We start from the raw sequence: 19809 nt of genomic DNA on the forward strand, positions 1-19809 counted from the left end.
CTCCTGGTTCCCATGCTCTGAACTGACCCCAAAAAGTTGGACACCTCTTCAACTTATTGGGGTCAGTTCAAGCATGGGAACCAATCCTGCTTTATATGACAACGCAGGTATTAAGCCTTGCTGGCTTCCAGTGCCTGGTCCAGGTCGGCGATAATGTCGTCGATGTGTTCAATACCAATAGACAGACGGATCATGTCGGCACTCACACCAGCGGTGGCCAGTTCTTTTTCGTCTAGTTGGCGGTGGGTGGTGCTGGCGGGGTGGCAGGCCAGGGATTTGGCGTCGCCAATATTAACCAGTCGGGTAATAAGCTGCAGGGCGTCAATAAATCGGGCGCCGCCTTCGCTACCGCCTTTAATGCCAAACGTCAAGATGCCAGAAGGAATGCCACCCATGTATTTTTGTGCCAGTGCGTGTTCGGGGTGATCGGGCAGGCCAGCGTATTTAACCCATGCTACTTGCGGGTGGTTGTTAAGGTGCTGGGCCACTTTCAGGGTGTTTTCGCAATGACGTTCCATGCGCAGCGACAGGGTTTCAATACCCTGGATAATTAAGAAAGCGCTTAAGGGGGCCAGGGCGGCACCGGTATTACGCAGCGGGCCAACGCGGCAGCGGCCAATGAAGGCGGCGGGACCGAAGGCGTCGGTGTAAACCACACCGTGGTAGGCCGGGTCGGGTTCATTCAAAATGGCAAAGCGTTCTTTGTGTTCGGCCCAGGGGAATTTGCCTGAATCAACCACGGCGCCGGCAATGGTGGTGCCATGGCCGCCAATGTACTTGGTCAGGGAATGCACCACAATGTCGGCACCGTGTTCAAAGGGGCGGCACAGCGCGGGTGAAGCGACGGTGTTGTCAACAATAAGCGGTACGCCATGGCGGTGGGCGGCATCGGCCAGGGCCTGGATGTCAATAATGTTACCGGCCGGGTTGCCAATAGATTCGCAGAAAACCGCTTTGGTGTTGTCGTCAATAAGCGCTTCCAGGGCAGCAATGTCGTTATGCGGCGCCATGCGTACTTCAATACCCTGACGGGGGAAGGAATGGGCGAACAGGTTGTAGGTGCCGCCATACAGGGTACTGGTGGAAATAATGTTGTCACCGGCGCCGGCAATGGTTTGGATGGCGTAAGTAATAGCGGCCATGCCCGAGGCCACCACCAGAGCAGCCACTCCGCCTTCCAGTGCGGCCACGCGCTCTTCAAGCACCGCATTGGTGGGGTTCATGATGCGGGTGTAAATATTGCCAGCCACTTTCAGGTCAAACAAATCAGCCCCGTGCTGGGTGTTGTCGAATGCGTAGGAAGAGGTTTGGTAAATAGGTACCGCCACGGCTTTGGTGGTGGGTTCGGGTTTATAGCCGGCGTGAATGGCCAGTGTTTCTAACTTCATGTTTCCTCCTGGGGATAAAAATAGCGAATTATTAATCCGTAGACTAGCAGATTTTACATAACTTGAAGTTATTTTGTTATTGCAAGTTTCTGGCTCCCATGCTCCCGCGTGGGAACCAGAAAGAAAAGTGCCAGGCCAATGTCATTGCAAACTCTTGGTTTGATTTATAATGGTTGTTTTATTATTACCCGCTTGCCGTATGTCCAACTTTACCATTGCCGCTTTATATAAATTTGTTGAATTGCCCGATTACCAGGCAATGCGTGAACCCTTGCAGGCTTTTTGCGAGCAGCATGAGGTAAAAGGCACTTTGTTGCTGGCGCTTGAAGGCATTAATGGCACGATTGCCGGCCCACGCGAGGGTATTGATGCGGTGCTGACGTATTTGCGCAATGACCCCCGCTTGGCTACCCTGGAACATAAAGAATCCTGGTCGGAAGACTGCGAGCCGTTTCACCGCATGCGGGTGCGCTTGAAAAAAGAAATCGTGACCATGGGGCAACCCAATGTGAATGGGCAGAATGCGGGTACGTATGTGAAGCCTGAAGACTGGAATGCCTTAATTTCCGACCCTGATGTCGTGTTGATTGATACCCGCAACGATTACGAAGTGGATATTGGTACGTTCAGGGGGGCGGTTAATCCTGAAACGGTTACGTTCCGCGAGTTTCCGCAATGGGTGCAGGCGCAGGCCCAAGAGGGCGGCTTACTGGATAAAACCAGGAAAAAGAAAGTGGCCATGTTCTGTACCGGCGGGATTCGTTGCGAAAAGTCTACGGCGTACATGAAGTCCCAGGGCTATGACGAGGTCTACCATCTGGAAGGCGGTATTCTTAAGTATTTGGAAACCATTCCTGCGCCGCAAAGCCTGTGGGATGGCGAGTGTTTTGTGTTTGATGAACGGGTTTCGGTGGGGCATGGGCTGGTGCCTGGGCCATATATTCAGTGCCGGGCCTGCCGTCATCCTTTAAGTGATGAAGACCGTGCGTCCGCTCATTATGTGCGTGGTGAAAGCTGTCCGCATTGCTGGGACAAAATTACTCAGGAGCAACGTGAGCGTTTTCGGGAAAGGCAGCGTCAGGTGGATTTGGCCGAACAGCGGGACGAAGAACATATTGGCGCGAAAATGGATGAGCAAATTCGCAGGCGTCGCGAAGAAAAACTGGCGCAAAAAGATAAATCCCGCCAATTGGCACATGAGATTGATCAAGAAAAGAGCAATTAGTTGTTTTTATTATTGAAAAACCGTAAAAATTAGTGCATACCCTAAGTGTGAATTGTCATAATCTAATGCATAATACTTTTCATGCAGGTGAGGAGACAAACCACTCGGCAAAGACCGGGTAACTTGCTGGTTAATAACAGCCCATAAGCAGTTATGCCATACCAAAATAAATACAAGAAAGGGCGATTAATGTCACAAGCATTAATCGCCCTTATCAATTTCAGCGCGGTTTATGTATTCCTATGCAGAGCGTGGGAACGAGCCGACGAGCCGACGAGCCGACGAGCCGAACGAGAGCGCAGGAACCCCTTCCACGACTTCGCTTAAATCTTGGTGTTTAACAACACCAGCAAAGCACCGGTTCCACCCATGCTTTCAGGGGCCTGAATAAATGCCTGGGTGGCTTCCAGCTGCCGTAACCACGCTTTCACCCCATCTTTTAGTACCGCCTGCCCGTCTTTAGAGCCGTAGCCTTTGCCGTGAATAATGCAAACGCAACGTACCTGATGTTGCAGGCAAGACTGAATAAACCGGTCGAACCGTTCGGCGGCCTGTTCGGCGGTAGTGCCATGCAGGTCAAGGGTGGCCGAAACGGGCCAGGTGCCACGGGCCAATTTTTTCAGCAGATCTTTACTATGAGCATGCTGCACGTAAGAAGAATCATCGGGCTGCAGGTTTTGGCCTGGTTGCACTGGGCGGGTTTCCTGACCGGCACCGGGGGCCGGGGTAAGCGCGGGTATTGTCCTGCCTTCGGCCTGTGCCCGCCGGGCAAGAACCAGAGCATTGGGTGACTTGCTGGTGGCCACATGTGGAATGCGATTACTGCCAGGCAGGGGGGTAACCCCCTTTACCGATTGCTGGAACAGGGCGGCGTCTTCACTGGACAGCGCTACCGCAGCGGCACTGCCTGAAGTGGGTTTGGTGTGCCGGGCCTGTTCTTTTACCTGCTTTTCTGCCTTGGCCTGTTGTGCACTGCGTTTTTTTTGCAGGCGTTTCAGGTCTTCAAGATTGCCTTTAATTACCTTCATTGTCCAGCCAACGTTGTGCATCAAGGGCAGCCATGCAACCGGTACCTGCGCTGGTAATGGCCTGGCGGTAAATATGGTCTTGCACGTCGCCGGCCGCAAAAACGCCGGGTACGGAAGTCATGGTGGCCAAGCCTTGCTGGCCGCTACGGGTTTTAATGTAGCCGCCGTTTTCCATCTCTAACTGGCCTTCGAAGATGCCGGTATTGGGTTGGTGGCCAATCGCAATAAAAGCACCGGTTACGGGTAACTCCTGTGTGGTATTATCTTGCGTGTTGCGAATGCGCACACCGGTTACGCCGCTGTCGTCGCCCAGTATTTCCTCCAGGGTGTGAAACAGTTGCAGTTCCATATTGCCGTTTTTTACTTTTTCCATCATTTTGTCAATTAAGATGGGTTCGGCACGGAATTTGTCGCGGCGGTGAATAAGGGTGACTTTGCGGCAAATGTTAGACAGGTACAGGGCTTCTTCAACCGCTGTGTTGCCACCGCCCACCACCACCACGTCCTGGTTGCGATAGAAAAAGCCGTCGCAGGTGGCGCAGGCAGACACGCCCTTGCCCATGAAGGCTTCTTCGGAAGGCAGGCCCAGGTATTTGGCGCTGGCACCGGTGGCAATAATCAGGCTGTCGCAGGTGTAAACATTGCCCATTTCGGAATGCAGGGTGAAAGGGCGTTTGGACAGGTCCACGCGCTCAATCTGGTCCAGAATGATGTCGGTGTTGAAACGTTCTGCATGTTGTAAAAAACGCTGCATCAGGTCTGGGCCTTGCACGCCTTCGGGGTCGGCCGGCCAGTTGTCTACGTCGGTGGTGGTCATGAGCTGGCCGCCTTGCGCCATGCCGGTAACCATGACCGGGTTCAGGTTGGCGCGGGCCGCATAAACCGCCGCAGAATAGCCCGCTGGGCCCGAACCCAGAATCAAAACCTTGGAATGTTTAACATCGCTCATTTATATTCATCCTATAATGGTAATCCACAATTATAATATGACTTATGGCACGTTCTTCTAATACACTTTCAAATCGCTCAGCTGGTCGTAATAAACGCAACCAGAAAAGCGGCTCTTCTCCAACGACCGATCGCGTGGTTTCCCTTTTTGGCGAGGCCAAGTGGGTTATTTACGCGGCATTGGCGGTGGCCTTGGCGTTTACGCTGTTTACCTGGCACCCCACTGATCCCGGTTGGGTCAGTACCTCTTCCAGCCAGCTTGTGCAAAACAGGCTGGGTATGGTGGGGGCTTATGTTTCAGATATCCTGTATTACCTGGTGGGGCTTTCCGCCTGGTGGCTGGTGGTTTGCTTTGCGCAAAGAATGTGGGTGGGCTATCGCCGCTTAATGAAACGTATTGTGCTAGACCCAGACCTTGATTTACCCCGCGTGCACTGGGAACAGGGCATTGGTTTTATCATGCTGTTTTTGGGCTCAATGGGTTTTGAAGCCAGCCAGCTACAGGGCTTTGGTGAACAACTTCCCGGGGGCGCCGGTGGCGTTCTGGGGGGAATTTTTGCCAATAACCTGTTAATGCTTATCGGGCCCAGTGGTTCGGCCATTGCGCTATTCCTGTTGTTGGTGTTGGGCATTAGTTTCTTTTTTGGTTTTTCATGGTTAACCGTGGCTGAAAAAATCGGTTTTGCCATTCAGCGCGGTATTGCCGGTGTGGGTGATTTTTTTAGTGCTCGCAAAGACCGCAAGGCCGGAGAAGCCGCCAAAGCGGTGCGTCAGGAAAACCTGGTTGAGCAAAAAGTAAAATTAACCCACGAGAAGCCGGTAAGAATAGAGCCGGCTATTACCAGTATTCCCAAGTCAGAACGGGCGGTTAAAGAAAAGCAGCAAACAGAAAAGCAGCAAACCCAGTTTCCGGTGGTGAGCCATGAGTCCGAAGGGGCCTTGCCGGCCATAGACTTGCTAGACCCGGCCCAAGATAATATAGAAACCGTTTCCCCCGAAACCATTGAATATACGTCCCGCCTTATTGAGAAAAAACTGCGCGATTTTGGGGTAGAGGTGACAGTGGTGGCGGCTCAGGCCGGGCCGGTGATTACCCGTTATGAAATAGAACCCGCTACCGGGGTTAAGGGCAGCCAGATTGTTAATCTGTCCAAAGACCTGGCTCGGGCGCTTAGTTTAATTAGCATCCGGGTGGTGGAAACCATTCCCGGCAAGAATTTAATGGGGCTTGAACTGCCCAACCCGCGCCGTCAAATGGTGCGGTTGTCTGAAATTATTGGCTCTAAAACCTATCACGACAACCCTTCAGCCTTAACTATGGTGCTGGGCAAAGATATTGCCGGTAATCCGGTGGTGGCTGATCTGGCCAAAATGCCCCATTTGCTGGTGGCCGGTACCACCGGTTCGGGCAAGTCGGTGGGTATTAATGCCATGATTCTGTCTTTGCTGTACAAGGCCGATGCGACACAGGTTCGCCTTATTCTGATTGACCCGAAAATGCTGGAAATGAGCATTTACGAGGGCATTCCGCATTTGCTGGCACCGGTGGTTACCGATATGCGCCAGGCCGCCAACGCGCTGAACTGGTGTGTGGGCGAGATGGAAAAGCGTTATAAACTGATGAGTAAAATGGGCGTGCGAAATTTAAGTGGTTATAACGCTAAAATTCGTGAAGCCATCAAAAAAGGCGAGCCTATTCCGAACCCGTTTTCCTTAACCCCTGAAGCGCCCGAACCGTTAAGCACGCTGCCCTTTATTGTGGTGGTCATCGACGAACTGGCCGATTTAATGATGGTGGTGGGCAAGAAAATTGAAGAACTCATTGCCCGCCTGGCACAAAAAGCCCGGGCTTCGGGTATCCACCTGGTGCTGGCCACCCAGCGGCCCAGCGTTGATGTGATTACCGGTTTAATCAAGGCCAATATTCCTACCCGTATTGCGTTTCAGGTGTCTTCAAAAATAGACTCGCGCACTATTTTGGACCAAATGGGGGCAGAAACCCTGCTGGGCCAGGGCGATATGCTGTTCTTGCCACCGGGTACCGGCCTGCCACGCCGGGTGCACGGTGCTTTTGTGGCCGATGACGAAGTTCACCGCGTGGTGGATTGCCTGAAAGAGCAGGGTGAGGCCGATTATATTGATGGCATTCTGGAAGGCGGCGTACCCGGTGAAACCGGCGATGGCCTGGGCAGCGTAACCGGCTTTGCCGACCCTGAATCAGACCCGTTATATGACCAGGCGGTGGCGATTGTGCTAAAAAACCGCCGGGCTTCTATTTCGTCGGTGCAGCGTCACTTGCGTATTGGCTACAACCGCGCCGCCCGCTTGTTAGAGCAAATGGAGCAGTCTGGCGTAGTGTCTGCCATGCAGTCTAATGGCAACCGGGAAATCCTGGTGCCGGCGGGGCAGGAAGAAGGGTGATTATTTCAACGCCGTAATTGGATTTACGCTTGTGTAACAGTGCTGTGGGGTAAATTCTGTTAAAAACAGGTGGTAGGGGGCGTGACAGTTGCTGCGTCACTTGCAGAGTGGTGGCAGGAATTTTGTAGTTGGTGTGTAATTTACAGGGCCTGTAGTGGGAGTTGTAAGTTACGTGTCACTGTGATAGGGCCTGTAAGAGGCGTTTGTAAGTTACGTGTCACTGTGATAGGGCCTGTAAGAGGCGTTTGTAAGTTGCGTGTAACCACCCCGTCGCTTCGCGCCACCCCTCCACGGGAGGGGAATTATCTAAACCCTTTTTACCGCTGAAAAGAGTTCCACAAATTCCCCTCCCGTGGAGGGGTGGCAGGCGGAGCCTGACGGGGTGGTTGTATAAAAAGCACTTCCCCCACCCAATAAACCCCGCCTCCGCGGGAATTGACAAAAACACACCTAGGTTGCACTGCCAAGATTGGCGGGGTTTTCCGGAGAATATAGATGAAGAAAAAAGCATTGCTTGCTACCATTACCCTGATATTGGCCACTTCCAGCTGGGGAGTTCAGGCGCAATCCATGACGGTTTCCCCCGGTTTTCAGCTGCCCGAGGCAGGCCTGAATACCGATTTGCAGAATTTGCAGTTTGAGGAAATTCCGGCAGTTAAAAACACGGTCAAGGCCGATGCCAGTCAGCAGTTGAAAGATTTTGTGCGTAATGTGAAATCGGCCAGTGGCCAGTTTGCCCAGCAAACCACGGGTTCGGGGGCGCAAACGGGTTCATTCGGCTTCGAGCGGCCTGGCAAGTTTTACTGGAATGTGGCTACGCCTTACGAGCAGCAGGTAATTTCCGACGGCAAAATCGTGTATCAGTATGATCCTGATTTAATGCAGGTAACCCAGCGTCCGGTGGACCAGGCGGTGGGGGCGTCACCGGCGGCCATCCTGTTTGGTTCGGGGTCGCTGGATGAAAGCTTCAATGTTAGCGTGTTGCCAGAACAAAATGGCCTGGTGTGGCTGCGTGCCACCCCCAAAGTGCCCGATGCCGGTTTGTCGCACGTTGATATCGCCTTTGCCAACAACCTGCCCGCCGAGCTGGTTATTCTGGACTCTTTCGGGCAGACCACCAGTATCAAAATGCGTAATTTTAAATCAAATGCCAAAATTCCGGCCAGCCAGTTCCAGTTCAAGGCACCAGCCGGGGTAGACACGGTTAGAATGTAAGCGTGTGTTTGCCAGTTCATAGGGGGAAAGGGCCGTGACGATGGCCCTTTTTTTGTTTTGGCTGTTGATGTATACAGTATTTGGCGTGTGGTTTAATATACTGGGGTATTGGTAGCAGTATCCGTATCGATGTAAGATTTTTGCCTAAAAAGACGAAAATGTCCGTTTCTTAATTGCATTTTCACTATTGAAGTGACGAACATATTAATGTTAAGTATTTACAGAGTTTAATCAGCGTGAACGACAATGATTTATTTCAATCCCAGGCATTAAGTTCAGCGCCGCTGGCCGAGCGTTTGCGGCCGCGCACGCTGGATCAGGTGGTGGGGCAGTCGCATTTGCTGGCACCGGGCAAGCCTTTGCGGGTGGCCTTTGAATCTGGCCGACCGCATTCCATGATTTTCTGGGGGCCGCCGGGGGTGGGTAAAACCACGCTGGCACGCCTCATGAGCGACGGCTTTGATGCCCAGTTTATTGCTATTTCAGCCGTGTTGGGCGGGGTCAAAGATATTCGCGAGGCCGTTACCGCTGCGCAGGTGGCACAGGGGCAGGGCCGTAAAACCATTCTGTTTGTCGATGAAGTGCATCGTTTTAACAAGGCCCAGCAGGACGCTTTTTTGCCGTATGTGGAAAGCGGCCTGTTTACTTTTATTGGTGCCACCACCGAAAACCCTTCTTTTGAAATGAATTCGGCCTTGCTGTCCCGGGCCCGGGTGTATGTGCTTGAATCGCTGGGGCAGGAAGAGTTACTGGAACTGGTAAACCGGTCGCTGGAATTGGTGAACAGCGACCGGCCTGAACAACCGGTGCAGATGGATGAAAAGGCCCGCACGCAGCTGGCGGCCTGGGCTGATGGCGATGCCCGCCGCCTGATTAATGCGGTAGAGGTGGTGCTGGATTCGGCCATTTCCTCGGGCCGCGACCTGGTGGACAGTGCCTGGCTGGAAGTGGCCCTGTCACAAAACCTGCGCCGCTTCGACAAGGGGGGCGATGCCTTCTACGACCAGATTTCCGCCCTGCATAAATCGGTACGCGGTTCCGACCCCGATGCCGCCCTGTATTGGTTTACCCGCATGCTGGATGGCGGGGCCGATGCCAAATATCTGTCGCGCCGTATTGTGCGCATGGCCTGGGAAGACATCGGCCTGGCCGACCCCCGCGCCATGCAAATTGCCAATGACGCGGCCGCCACCTACGAGCGGCTGGGTTCACCCGAAGGGGAATTGGCCTTGGCGCAGGCGGTTATTTACCTGGCCGTGGCAGCTAAAAGTAACGCCGGTTATATGGCCTACAACCAGGCCCGTGCTTTTATTAAACAGGACAAAAGCCGCGAAGTGCCGCCCCATCTTCGCAATGCGCCCACTAAATTAATGAAAGAACTGGGCCATGGCCACGCCTACCGCTATGCCCACGACGAGCCTCATGGCTATGCCGCCGGTGAAAACTACTTCCCCGAAGGCATGCGCAAACCCGGCTGGTACCGGCCCGTGCCCAGGGGGCTGGAAAGCAAAATTGCTGAAAAGATGGCGTTTTTGAAGGGGTTGGATGAGGAAGTTTGGAAGAAGTAAGTGGGGATTGCTTGTGTTGTGTGTTGCTCGTTAACCACCCCGTCAGGCTTCGCCTGCCACCCCTCCGCAGAGGGGAATTTTTCTGCTTCGTGGGAATGCCTAACTTTAAAGAGCAAGAATCTTAATTTTGTCTGCGCAATACGCTCTTAACCAAAGGATGGGCCAGAAAGTACTTTAAAAGCTTTTTTTTCTGGCTTTCAAACAATAGGCTGTTTTCAATCATGTCGGGCCAGGTTTTTACCGCATCTTTAACACATTTGGATATTACCGCTGTTGCGGGTTTTTCGGGTATTTCAAGCGCTTCACAAAATACTCTTAAAACCATGGGTGATAATCGTAATTGCCGATGTGTACCGTTGGCTAGTTCTTTGGGGCCAAGTTGTGTTTCAAGGCTTTGGGGTAGCAGTCTAAGCCCGTGCCCATAACTGGGCGTGTAGATACAATGCGCCACAATGTCATAAGCTGGGGGGAGTTCAGGGGTTTTGCCATCGGGATACCAGACACCTATGTTTTTTAAATGCATGTCAGGATTACCCAGCATTTCATTTACTGTGATTCGACGCAATAGTTCATGTACGGCTTCTGTACCCAGACTGGGGTAAGTGAGAAAGGCGGCAGCAATATCCAGATAAGAATGAGCGGAAGAATATTTGTTTTCTGGCATGATGCCCAGTATTTGGGCGAAATCTTCGCAGTGGATACGTTGGCCAATATTGCGATCGTAGCGGGGGACGGCAAGAAAGTTCGTATTGGCCTGGACATCACCTAATTCATAATGGTGTTGCACGGCAAGTTTATGCATGGGGGCCAGATAAGCATTGCAGGCGTTGACCCCTGCGGTGCTGGCAAGGCTAAGGGAAAGCGCCTCTGCCTCGGGAAGCAGCGGATAACTCATCACGGGTAGTTTGGCAATAATATGGGTATCCTGGTCTTTGGTTCGGGCGATATATCGTTCACCTTTTTTAATCACACCCAATTTAGGCTGAAATCCGGAAAGCGACACACCATCTTCCAATGGTTCTGCCGTAATGCTCATTTCCAGAGCGTCTGCATCTTGTGTAACATAGTAGCCAAGTTCGGCACGGCTTAATTCAACCGGCAGGGCATATACGTTGCCGGGTAAATCTTTGCCGCAGGCCGCCAGAAGTTCAAAATGGTCATTGGACGCGCATTGCCGGGCACGTGCAAGCTGGTCTCTGAATACCCCTTCGGGTAATAAATTTTGGAAAAATGCGGGCAAGAGCCAACTTTGCCCGTCTTTTGAGAGCTTGCCGTTAAACAGGGTGCTTTGAAAATCACGCCACAGCAGGGCCTGGTCTTGTGGGGTATCTGCCAGCATGGAAAGCGAAAGGGTGGGTTGCTGGATGGTGTTAATGAATGCTTCGTCTGCGACAAAGCGGTTGATGGTTGCTGCATGCGCGGGTGCAAACTGGAATAGCACACCAATACGTTGTTTGCCAAGATGGATTTCAAGCGCCTTTACATTCATTTGAGTTGTTCCGTCTTGGCTCTTAAACGCTCAAGGGTGGCTTGTACGGTGCTGGTTACTTTTGGAGGGGTCGGGGTGGTGGTCGGGGTAAGGTTTATTCCCCTGGCGGCTTCTTTGGGAAGCAGGACAACATCCAGGCCCAGCCGGTCTGCTATCGCCAGCAGTGTGGTGAGCTTGTAGTCTTGTTTGCCACTTAATACATTAGTAAGCGTACGCCTTGTGATACCTGTGTCTTGTCTAACGGTTTCCTGTGTTAGCTTGAGCGCCTGAAGTTGCTTTCTGAGTGTTTGGGAAATACTGGAAAGGGTAGCCATGATGAGTAATAAAGTAGTATTAATTATGTTTATCCTACTTTAATATTTATTTTTAATCAATGGTTTGTATATTAAAGTAGTATTTATATTGTTTGTACTACTTTAGTGGTGTTTTTTGGTTTGGCGTTTGTTCGTTTTTATGCTATGAACTGACCCATCCTGGTTCTGCGCCTGCGTGGAAATCAGGAACCACCCCGTCAGGCTTTGCCTGCCACCCCTCCGCAGAGGGGAATTTTTCTGCTTCGTGGTAATGTCTGTGTACTTTCTCGTTCCCATGCTCATGTGTGAGCTGCCCCCAAAAAGTTGGACACCTCTTCAACTTTTTGGGGGCAGTTCATTCCTACGTGGTAACGAAGATGGCGTCAATAGCGCTTGCCTGTGAATTTTCTGCGGGCTGGCAGAATGCCGTTTATAATGGTAGGCTTTGGTGCTCACGTGTAATCATCAGACGTGAGGCAAAATCTTCCGGCTTTCTGCCGGCACCTCCCATACTTGAACCCTGTTTAAAAAGAAGATTATGTTAGATCCTGTTTTACTGCGCAAAGATTTACCCCGGGTTGTTGCGGCGTTAAAACGCCGTGGCGTCGAATTTGACGAAGAGCGCTTCAATGCCCTTGAAGCCCGCCGCAAGGCGGTTCAGGTTGACACCGAAACCCTTCAGGCCCAGCGCAACTCGCTGGCCAAGCAAATTGGCAAACTCAAGTCGCAAGGGCAGGATGCCAGTGCCGTGATGGCCGAATCACAGGCGATTCCCGGCAAACTTAAAGAACTTGAAGGGCAGTTGAACGGCATCAAACAAGAGCTGGATGCCTGGTTAATGTCTATTCCCAACCTGCCCAATGATGTCGTGCCTAATGGCAAAGACAGCGATGACAACGTGGAAGTGCGCCGCTGGCTGCCTGGCAAAGAATATGTGAAAGACGAGATGCCGGCTGCCCTGGGCTTTGAAGTGGCCGATCACGTGGCGCTGGGCGAAAAGCTGGGGCTTGAGTTTGATACGGCCGCCAAGTTGTCGGGTTCACGTTTTGTGTTCATGCGTGGTCAAATGGCACGCCTGCACCGTTCCCTAGCCCAGTTCATGCTAGACTTGCACACTGCCGAACACGGTTATACCGAATGCTATACCCCTTATATTGTGAACAGTTCTACCCTGTTTGGCACGGGCCAGTTGCCCAAGTTCAAAGAGGACATGTTCTGGGTGACCAAAGGGGGCGATGATGAGCCTCAGGTAGACGAGCAGGGAAATACGGTTGCCAAAGAAGAGCTGTATCTTATTTCCACCTCTGAAATCACGCTTACCAGCACGGTGGCCGACGAGATCGTGCCCGGTACCAATTTGCCCATCAGGCTTACCGCACATACGCCTTGCTTCCGCTCTGAAGCGGGCAGCGGTGGCCGAGATACCCGTGGCATGATTCGCCAGCACCAGTTTGACAAAGTAGAAATGGTGCAGGTGGTGCATCCTGAAAAATCGTACGATGCCCTTGAAGAAATGGTGGGCCACGCCGAAAAGGTCTTGAAATTGTTGGGCGTGCCTTACCGTGTGGTGTTGCTGTGCGCGGGCGATATGGGTTTTGGGGCTACTAAAACCTATGACCTTGAAGTCTGGATTCCTTCCCAGGATACCTGGCGCGAGATTTCTTCGGTGTCCAACTGCGAGGCGTTCCAGGCCCGTCGTATGCAGGCGCGCTTCCGTAACGAGCAAGGCAAGACAGAATACGCCCATACCCTGAATGGTTCCGGCCTGGCCGTGGGCCGTGCTTTGGTGGCGGTACTTGAAAACTATCAGCAGGCCGATGGTAGTATTGTGGTGCCAGAGGTCTTGCAGCCTTATATGGGCGGCATCAAGGTGCTTCAACCTTAAATTTTCGTCCCCATGCCTGCGTGGGGACGGGAACGTAAAAATGCGCCGCGTGGGAACAGGAACGTCCTTGGTTAACGTTGATGATGAGAAAGGCGTGTAGTCCGGAATAAGTTTTGTATATCAAGGCCTTGTCTATTTTCAATTGGACAAGGCCTTATGTTTGGTTTAAATATAAGACATTGTCAGATATTTTTCCGTATTCAAATTTAATGGTCAGCCCGGGTGTAAAACATGCGGGCAGCATTTTTTATAAAAGTAGATTGAATTTATGTTATTTGTTTTATCTCCTGCTAAAAAACTGGATTACGACACACCGCTGGCTATTCAAAAACATACCCAGCCTTTCTTCGTTCCGCAAGCGGCCGAACTTATTGAGAGTCTTAAAACCAAGTCGGCTGAAGATATTTCAGCCTTAATGAAGTTAAGCCCGGCACTGTCTGAATTGAACGTAAACCGTTACGCCGCCTGGACAACCACGTTTGATCAGCATAATTCACGCCAGGCCCTGTTTGCCTTTAATGGCGATGTGTATGAAGGTCTTGAGGCACAAACCCTGAATGAAAGCCAGGTTGACTGGGCACAGGAACATGTTGCTATCTTAAGTGGGCTGTATGGGGTGTTGCGGCCGCTGGATTTAATGCAGCCTTACCGTCTTGAAATGGGCACCCGGCTGGACAATGCCAAGGGAAACAACCTGTATGCGTTCTGGGGCAGTCAGATTGCCGCCTACCTGAATGCGCGCTTGAAAAAACGGGAATCCAGGGTGGTGATTAACCTGGCTTCGGAAGAATATTTTAAATCTATTGACCGTAAAACATTGGATGCACGTGTGGTACAGTGCGTGTTCCAGGATTATAAAAATGGTGTTTACAAAATCATTAGCTTCAATGCCAAGCGGGCACGTGGGCTGATGGTGCGTTTTGCCATAGAAACACAAGCACAAAAACCCGAAGACCTGCAGTTATTTGACAAGGAGGATTACAGGTTTGACCCCGAGGCCTCTAGCCCGGACAAGCTTGTTTTTAGACGGAAACGATGAATGCAAAAACAGGATTACGCATTTTTTTGATTTTTGCGATAGGCTATTTTTTGTCGTATGTATATAGGGGCTTAAACATTGGGTTTGCCCCTTTTTTGACGGCAGAATTGGGGCTGTCGGCCGGTGATCTGGGTTTGTTAACCAGTGCTTATTTTATGAGTTTTGCCCTGGCCCAGTTGCCGGCGGGCCTGGCGCTGGATACTTACGGTGCCCGTAAAACCGAAGCCTGCCTGTTATTGCTGGCTGCCTTGGGTACGGTGGTTTATGGCATGTCCAGTGGCATGGTTGGCCTGTTTATGGGCCGGTTTTTAATTGGGATGGGGGTCTCGGTGTGTTTGGGTGCTGCCTTTATGGCACTGGCACAAAATTTTCCCATGTCCCGCCTGCCCATGCTTAATGGCGTGATGGTGGCCTTGGGTGGCATGGGTGGTGTGGTGGTGGGTACGCCCTTGGCGGCCTTGCTTCAGCATTATTTATGGCAAACCATTAGTATTGGTATGGCGGTGTGTACCTTGCTGATAGCCACTCTAATCTGGTTTGGCGTGGTGGAACCCAAGTCGCAGCGGGCCAGGGCCAAAGTGTCTTTTAGCCAGCAGATGGCAGGTACCAAACGCATTCTTTCCCACCGGGTATTCTGGCAGCTGGCGTCGCTGCCTTCGGTTTGCGGGGGCGCTTTTTATGCTGCCCAGTCTTTATGGGTGCGGCCTTATATGATTCAGGCGCAGGGCATGCTGCCCGAACAGGCCGACCGGCTGGTTTCCCTGCTAGGCCTGACGATGGTGGCCGGCACGGCAGTGACCGGTTTGCTGGCTCGTAAACTGGAGCGGCTTGGCTTGAATTTATTCCGTTTTGCTGGCTTGGGTATGCTGGTTTTCCTGTTTATCCAGCTGGGGGTGATTATGCAGTGGCCGATACCTCATGCGCTGTTATGGAGTGTTTACGGGTTTTCAGCATCCTGTGGCATTTTGGCTTATTCCGTCATGGCGGAAGTGTTTCCGCAGCATGTAGTGGGGCGTGTGACGACGGCTTTCAATATGGTGTTTTTTGTGTGCATTTTTTCTATGCAAATGGGGATTGGCTATATTCTGGATGTTTGGCCGCAGCAAGAGGGTGTGTATCCGCCCCAGGCACACATTACGGCATGGGGAATCATGCTGGGCCTGCAATTGCTGGCAGCACTGTGGTATTTCTGGCCGTCAGCGCTTAAGGTGGATGCGGCAGAGTTTGCCTGAACCGCTTCGCTACCATGCAGGCACGGGAGCGGGGTGCGTGATTGTTATCATTGCAAACGCCTCCTAACAAACAGGGTGGCGGTGCTTAGTGTGATTAAGGCGATCAGTGCAAGGGGCCAAAGATTGGCAAGCACATCTACTGCCGGCAGGGCCTTAAGAAAACTGCCTTCAACAATAATCAGGAAGTGGGTAAGTGGGATGGCTTGGGCCAGCCATTGCAGGAACACAGGCATGTTTTCTACCGGTGTGGAAAAACCCGACATTAAGACCGATGGTACGCCAATCGCGAAGGCGCCTAAAATGGCCTGTTGCTGTGTCATGCTGATGGCGGAAATCATCAGGCCAATGCCCACAACAGACAGGATGAAGAGTAATAAACTGGCCAACAAGAGCAGAAAAGAACCGTAAAACGGGATGCCAAACAGAAAGACACCGGCACCCGTCATAAACAGGCCAAGCAGGGTGCCAATGGCCAGCCCGGGCAGGGATTTGGCAATAATGATTTCAGACACAGAAGTGGGTGACACCAGTAACTGGTCGAAGGTACCCAATTCGCGCTCGCGGGCAATCGACAGGGAGGTAATCAGTAACGCGCTGAACAGCGCCAGGACACCGGTCAGGCCAGGCACGATGAACCAGCGGTAGATCAGGTTCGGGTTGAACCAATGGCGTACCGCGACGGGCGTGGGTGTTTGCGCGTCAGGCGTCATTTGTGCGCCGGTTTCTGCGGCAATGACCGAAAGATAAGCCAGCGTAATCTGGCCCGAGTTGCTGCGCCGGCCATCAATCACAACCTGGGCCGATGCGCTGCCTCCGGCGGCGATGGTGCGTGAAAAATCGGCCGGAATGGTCAGGGCGGCAATCACTTCTCCTTTGTTAATGAGCTGCTGCAAGGCTTGTCGGCTTTCAATATGATAAATACGCTTGATAAAATGGGCGCTGTCCAGCCGTTGCACCAGTTCATGCGAGGCGCGTCCGGCATCCTGGTTGTTGATGGCAATATTGACATTGCTCACTTCCAGGGTGGCCGCAAAGGCAAAAACCAGCAGCTGCAGCAGGGGCGGCACAAACACCACCATTCGGCTACGGGGGTCGCGCAGCACGCTAAGGATTTCTTTAATGAACTGTGCCCGCAAGCGTGTGAAAACAAGCGCGCCCGATTGTTGTGTCATGATCAACCCTCCAGATTCTTGCGTGTGGCGCGTTTGGCCAGCACAAAAAACAAGGTGCCAATTGCGGCCATGGCCAGCAGGTTGGGGATGAAAACGGCCCAAATGTCACCCGCCAGGAACACGGTTTTAAGTGATTCAACAAAATAGCGGGCCGGAATAAGCCAGGTGATGAGGCGGATGGGGGCGGGCATGGCATCTATTTCAAACAGAAAGCCCGAGAGCATGAAAGCCGGTAGAAAACCTGAAAACAGGGCAATTTGCGCTGCCAGGAATTGGTTGCGTGCCACAGAGGAAATGAGCAGCCCCTGGCCCAGGGCCGGAATCATGAAGACGGCCGAAAGCAGCATGAGAGCGCCAAATGAACCGCGCAAGGGCACGCCAAAAACGTAAATGGCCAAGATGGCCGCGGCCAGGGTAGACAGCATGCCCAGTACAAAATACGGCAGCAGTTTGCCAATCAGGATTTCCGCGACCGAGGCGGGGGTAGACATGACGGCTTCCATGGTGCCGCGCTCCCATTCCCGCGCCACCACCAGGGCGGTTAACATGGTGCCAATAATGGTCATGATGATGGCAATAGAGCCGGGAATTAAGGCACGGCGGCTTTCCAGCTCGGGGTTAAACCAGTAGCGGGGTTCAAGTGTCATGGCAATGGGAGGCGGGTTAATGCCTGCATCAGGCCGGTTGATCCACGATTGCACCACGCCGCGCGCGTAATTTTCAACATAATTGGCGGTATTGGGGTAAGAACCGTCGGTAATGATTTGCACCAGGGGTTCGCTGCCCTGCAAGGCCATGCGTTTTTCAAAATCCTGCGGGATGAGCACGTAACCCCGCAACGCGCCGGACACCAGCATGGGGGTTACTTCCTGGCGACTATGAACGAAGTGCGTGTCTAAATAGCCACTGGCAGAAAATGCGGCGGCCAGGGACTGGGCCGGGGCGCTTTGGGATTCCAGAACCACCCCGATACGTATGTTTTTGGCATCCAGCGACACGGCATAGGCAAACAGCAACAGCAGCACGAGCGGCAGCACGAAAGCGATCAGCAGGGTGGACGGGTCACGCATTGCCTGCAGGCTTTCTTTGTGAATCAGTGCGCCCAGGCGTTGCAGGTTAAAGCGGGAGGTCATGTTCTTCATGGGCTCACCTTGTCATGCTGCGCAGCCGATTCCACCAGATGGATGAAGGCGTCTTCCATGGTTGGATTGGGCCGGGCGGGGGTGGCCGCACCCTGCTTGAGCGCATCGGGGGTGTCCAGGGCAATTAGGCGTGCGTTTGAAAGCATGGCCACGCGATCGCAGTATTCGGCTTCGTCCATGAAGTGGGTGGTTACCATGATGGTCACGCCTTTACGCGCCAAGCCGTTAATGTGGGTCCAGAATTCACGCCGGGTGAGGGGGTCTACCCCAGAGGTGGGTTCGTCCAGAAACAGCACAGGCGGGTTGTGCATTAAGGCACAGGCCAGTGCCAGCCGCTGTTTCAGGCCCAGTGGCAGGGCGTCGGGGGCGGCAGACAGCCAGTTGCCCAGGCCGAAGGTGTCAATCATTTCTGCAATGCGTTCGCGCCGTGCCGGTCCTTCCAGCTGGTAAACGCCCGCTGAAAATTCCAGATTCTGGCGAACCGAGAGCAGGCCGTAGAGCGAGAATTTCTGCGCCATATAGCCAAGTCTGCTTTTGGCGGCACCGGTTGCCCGGTGTAGGTCATAACCGCCTACCTGTGCTTGCCCATGGGTGGGCTTAAGAAGCCCGCACAGCATTTTGAAGGTGGTGGATTTACCGGCGCCGTTGGGGCCAAGCAAGCCGAAAATCTCTCCCTTTTTAACCTCGAAGCTAACGTTATCGGTTGCCGTGAAATTGCCAAAATGCTTGGTTAATTGGTGGCATGAGACGGTAATTTCCGAATCGCTTTCAACCGGCGGCAGACGCTCGGCCAGTGCAGATGTGCCACCCGGGCCGCCGCCCAGCAAATCAATGAAGGCATCTTCAAACCGTGCCGGTACGGGTGTTAATGCCACTTGTGTCTGTTGGGCCAGGGCCTGGATCTGGCTGCCTGATGCACCTTCACGCAGTACCAGGCGCACGCTTGCCCCCTGGATTACGCCATCACTAACGCTGTCCAGGTCAAGTGCCTGGGTAAGCACGGCCCGGCGTTGGGTACCCACATTTTCCAGGCGAAAGCTACGGCCTTCAAGCCGTGCGGTCATGGTTTGTGGCGGACCATCAAATAAAAGCTGCCCCTGGTTTAGTAACAGTACGCTTTCACAGCGCTCCGCTTCGTCAAGATAGGCGGTTGACCAGATAACGGCCATGCCTTCATGGGTTAATGCCTGCACCATGCGCCACAGGTCCTGGCGGCTGACCGGGTCAACCCCCACGCCAGGTTCGTCCAGCAGCAAGACTTTGGGTTGTGCCATGAGTGCGCAGGCCAGCCCCAGTTTCTGTTTCATGCCGCCGGACAGTTTTCCGGCCAGGCGTTGGGCAAAGGGGGCCAGCCGGGTGAAATCAAGCAGTTGGTCAAACAGTTGTGGATGGCGCTTGGTATGCATGCCTCGCAGCCGTGCGTACAGGCGCATGTTTTCCATCACCGTCAGGTCTTCGTAAAGGCCAAAGCGTTGTGGCATGTAACCGCTGGCAACGTGAATGGCGTCGTTATCTTTAACGGTATCATAGCCCGCCAGGGTGACGCTGCCCGAATTGGGCACCAGCAGGCCAGCCAGCAGGCGCATGAGGGTTGTTTTGCCAGCCCCATCGGGCCCTACCAGGCCGGTCAGCCTGCCATATTCAATCTTTGCATTCAGGCCGCGCAATGCCTGGACCTGGCCGAAATGCTTATGGACATCTTCTACCACCACCGCCACGTTTGAGGTGGGTAATGGGCGTTCAGGGACAGGGCCGGTTTGCATG

The 19809-nt window shown here is 53.0% G+C and carries 15 protein-coding genes; 7 read left to right on the forward strand and 8 right to left on the reverse strand.

Annotation, left to right across the window (positions count from 1 at the left end; all coding sequences use genetic code 11):
* Positions 1–110 precede the first annotated feature (110 nt).
* Positions 111–1388: a bifunctional O-acetylhomoserine aminocarboxypropyltransferase/cysteine synthase gene (locus tag JHL22_RS11175; protein WP_200237327.1), complete on the reverse strand. Its 1278-nt coding sequence runs from the start codon at positions 1386–1388 to the stop codon at positions 111–113.
* 199 nt (positions 1389–1587) lie between these two features.
* Here JHL22_RS11175 and trhO point away from each other — a divergent pair, with 199 nt between their 5' ends.
* Positions 1588–2613 carry an oxygen-dependent tRNA uridine(34) hydroxylase TrhO gene (gene trhO / locus JHL22_RS11180; protein ID WP_200237489.1) on the forward strand — a complete coding sequence of 342 codons (1026 nt, stop codon included), beginning with the start codon at positions 1588–1590 and terminating at the stop codon, positions 2611–2613.
* A 323-nt stretch (positions 2614–2936) separates the two neighbouring features.
* Here trhO and JHL22_RS11185 read toward each other — a convergent pair whose 3' ends face one another.
* Positions 2937–3641, reverse strand: coding sequence for a Smr/MutS family protein (locus JHL22_RS11185; protein ID WP_200237331.1), 705 nt, complete (start codon positions 3639–3641; stop codon positions 2937–2939).
* The gene (trxB, locus tag JHL22_RS11190) at positions 3628–4590 is read right to left on the reverse strand and encodes a thioredoxin-disulfide reductase (RefSeq protein WP_200237334.1); all 963 of its coding nucleotides are present in this window, start codon (positions 4588–4590) and stop codon (positions 3628–3630) included. Before trxB ends, JHL22_RS11185 begins: the two co-directional genes overlap by 14 nt.
* 44 nt (positions 4591–4634) lie before the next feature.
* Between trxB and JHL22_RS11195 the strand changes: the two genes are divergently transcribed.
* The 3 genes from JHL22_RS11195 (at position 4635) to JHL22_RS11205 (ending at position 9793) form a co-directional block, all read left to right on the forward strand.
* Entirely contained in the window at positions 4635–7010 is a 2376-nt protein-coding gene (locus tag JHL22_RS11195; RefSeq protein WP_200237337.1) for a DNA translocase FtsK, read from the forward strand.
* Between the two features lie 495 nt (positions 7011–7505).
* Positions 7506–8225: an outer membrane lipoprotein periplasmic chaperone LolA gene (gene lolA / locus JHL22_RS11200; RefSeq protein WP_200237341.1), complete on the forward strand. Its 720-nt coding sequence runs from the start codon at positions 7506–7508 to the stop codon at positions 8223–8225.
* A gap of 236 nt (positions 8226–8461) precedes the next feature.
* Positions 8462–9793, forward strand: a complete 1332-nt coding sequence (locus tag JHL22_RS11205) for a replication-associated recombination protein A (RefSeq protein WP_200237344.1) — start codon at positions 8462–8464, stop codon at positions 9791–9793.
* A gap of 121 nt (positions 9794–9914) precedes the next feature.
* Here JHL22_RS11205 and JHL22_RS11210 read toward each other — a convergent pair whose 3' ends face one another.
* Positions 9915–11282, reverse strand: coding sequence for a type II toxin-antitoxin system HipA family toxin (locus JHL22_RS11210; RefSeq protein WP_200237346.1), 1368 nt, complete (start codon positions 11280–11282; stop codon positions 9915–9917).
* Positions 11279–11596 (reverse strand): helix-turn-helix domain-containing protein, encoded by a 318-nt coding sequence (locus tag JHL22_RS11215; protein WP_200237348.1) that lies wholly within the window; start codon positions 11594–11596, stop codon positions 11279–11281. Before JHL22_RS11215 ends, JHL22_RS11210 begins: the two co-directional genes overlap by 4 nt.
* Positions 11597–12113: 517 nt before the next feature.
* On the opposite strand from JHL22_RS11215, the gene serS reads away from it, so the two are divergent.
* The 3 genes from serS (at position 12114) to JHL22_RS11230 (ending at position 15731) form a co-directional block, all read left to right on the forward strand.
* Positions 12114–13460, forward strand: a complete 1347-nt coding sequence (serS, locus tag JHL22_RS11220) for a serine--tRNA ligase (protein WP_200237350.1) — start codon at positions 12114–12116, stop codon at positions 13458–13460.
* 268 nt (positions 13461–13728) lie between these two features.
* Positions 13729–14499 (forward strand): peroxide stress protein YaaA, encoded by a 771-nt coding sequence (gene yaaA / locus JHL22_RS11225; RefSeq protein ID WP_200237353.1) that lies wholly within the window; start codon positions 13729–13731, stop codon positions 14497–14499.
* Positions 14496–15731 (forward strand): MFS transporter, encoded by a 1236-nt coding sequence (locus JHL22_RS11230; RefSeq protein WP_200237356.1) that lies wholly within the window; start codon positions 14496–14498, stop codon positions 15729–15731. Before yaaA ends, JHL22_RS11230 begins: the two co-directional genes overlap by 4 nt.
* 47 nt (positions 15732–15778) lie before the next feature.
* On the opposite strand, the gene JHL22_RS11235 is transcribed toward JHL22_RS11230, so the two are convergent.
* From JHL22_RS11235 to JHL22_RS11245, 3 genes are read right to left on the reverse strand one after another with little or no spacing between them, the layout of a single operon-like run.
* Positions 15779–16903, reverse strand: coding sequence for an ABC transporter permease (locus tag JHL22_RS11235; RefSeq protein ID WP_200237359.1), 1125 nt, complete (start codon positions 16901–16903; stop codon positions 15779–15781).
* Between the two features lie 2 nt (positions 16904–16905).
* Positions 16906–18045, reverse strand: coding sequence for an ABC transporter permease (locus JHL22_RS11240; protein ID WP_200237362.1), 1140 nt, complete (start codon positions 18043–18045; stop codon positions 16906–16908).
* Complete coding sequence (locus JHL22_RS11245; RefSeq protein ID WP_200237364.1) at positions 18042–19808, reverse strand: ATP-binding cassette domain-containing protein; 1767 nt, start codon at positions 19806–19808, stop codon at positions 18042–18044. The genes JHL22_RS11240 and JHL22_RS11245 overlap by 4 nt, the downstream gene beginning before the upstream one ends.
* Position 19809 lies beyond the last annotated feature (1 nt).

Source organism: Advenella mandrilli (assembly GCF_016595155.1).
GTDB classification, from domain to species: Bacteria; Pseudomonadota; Gammaproteobacteria; order Burkholderiales; family Burkholderiaceae_B; genus Advenella; species Advenella mandrilli.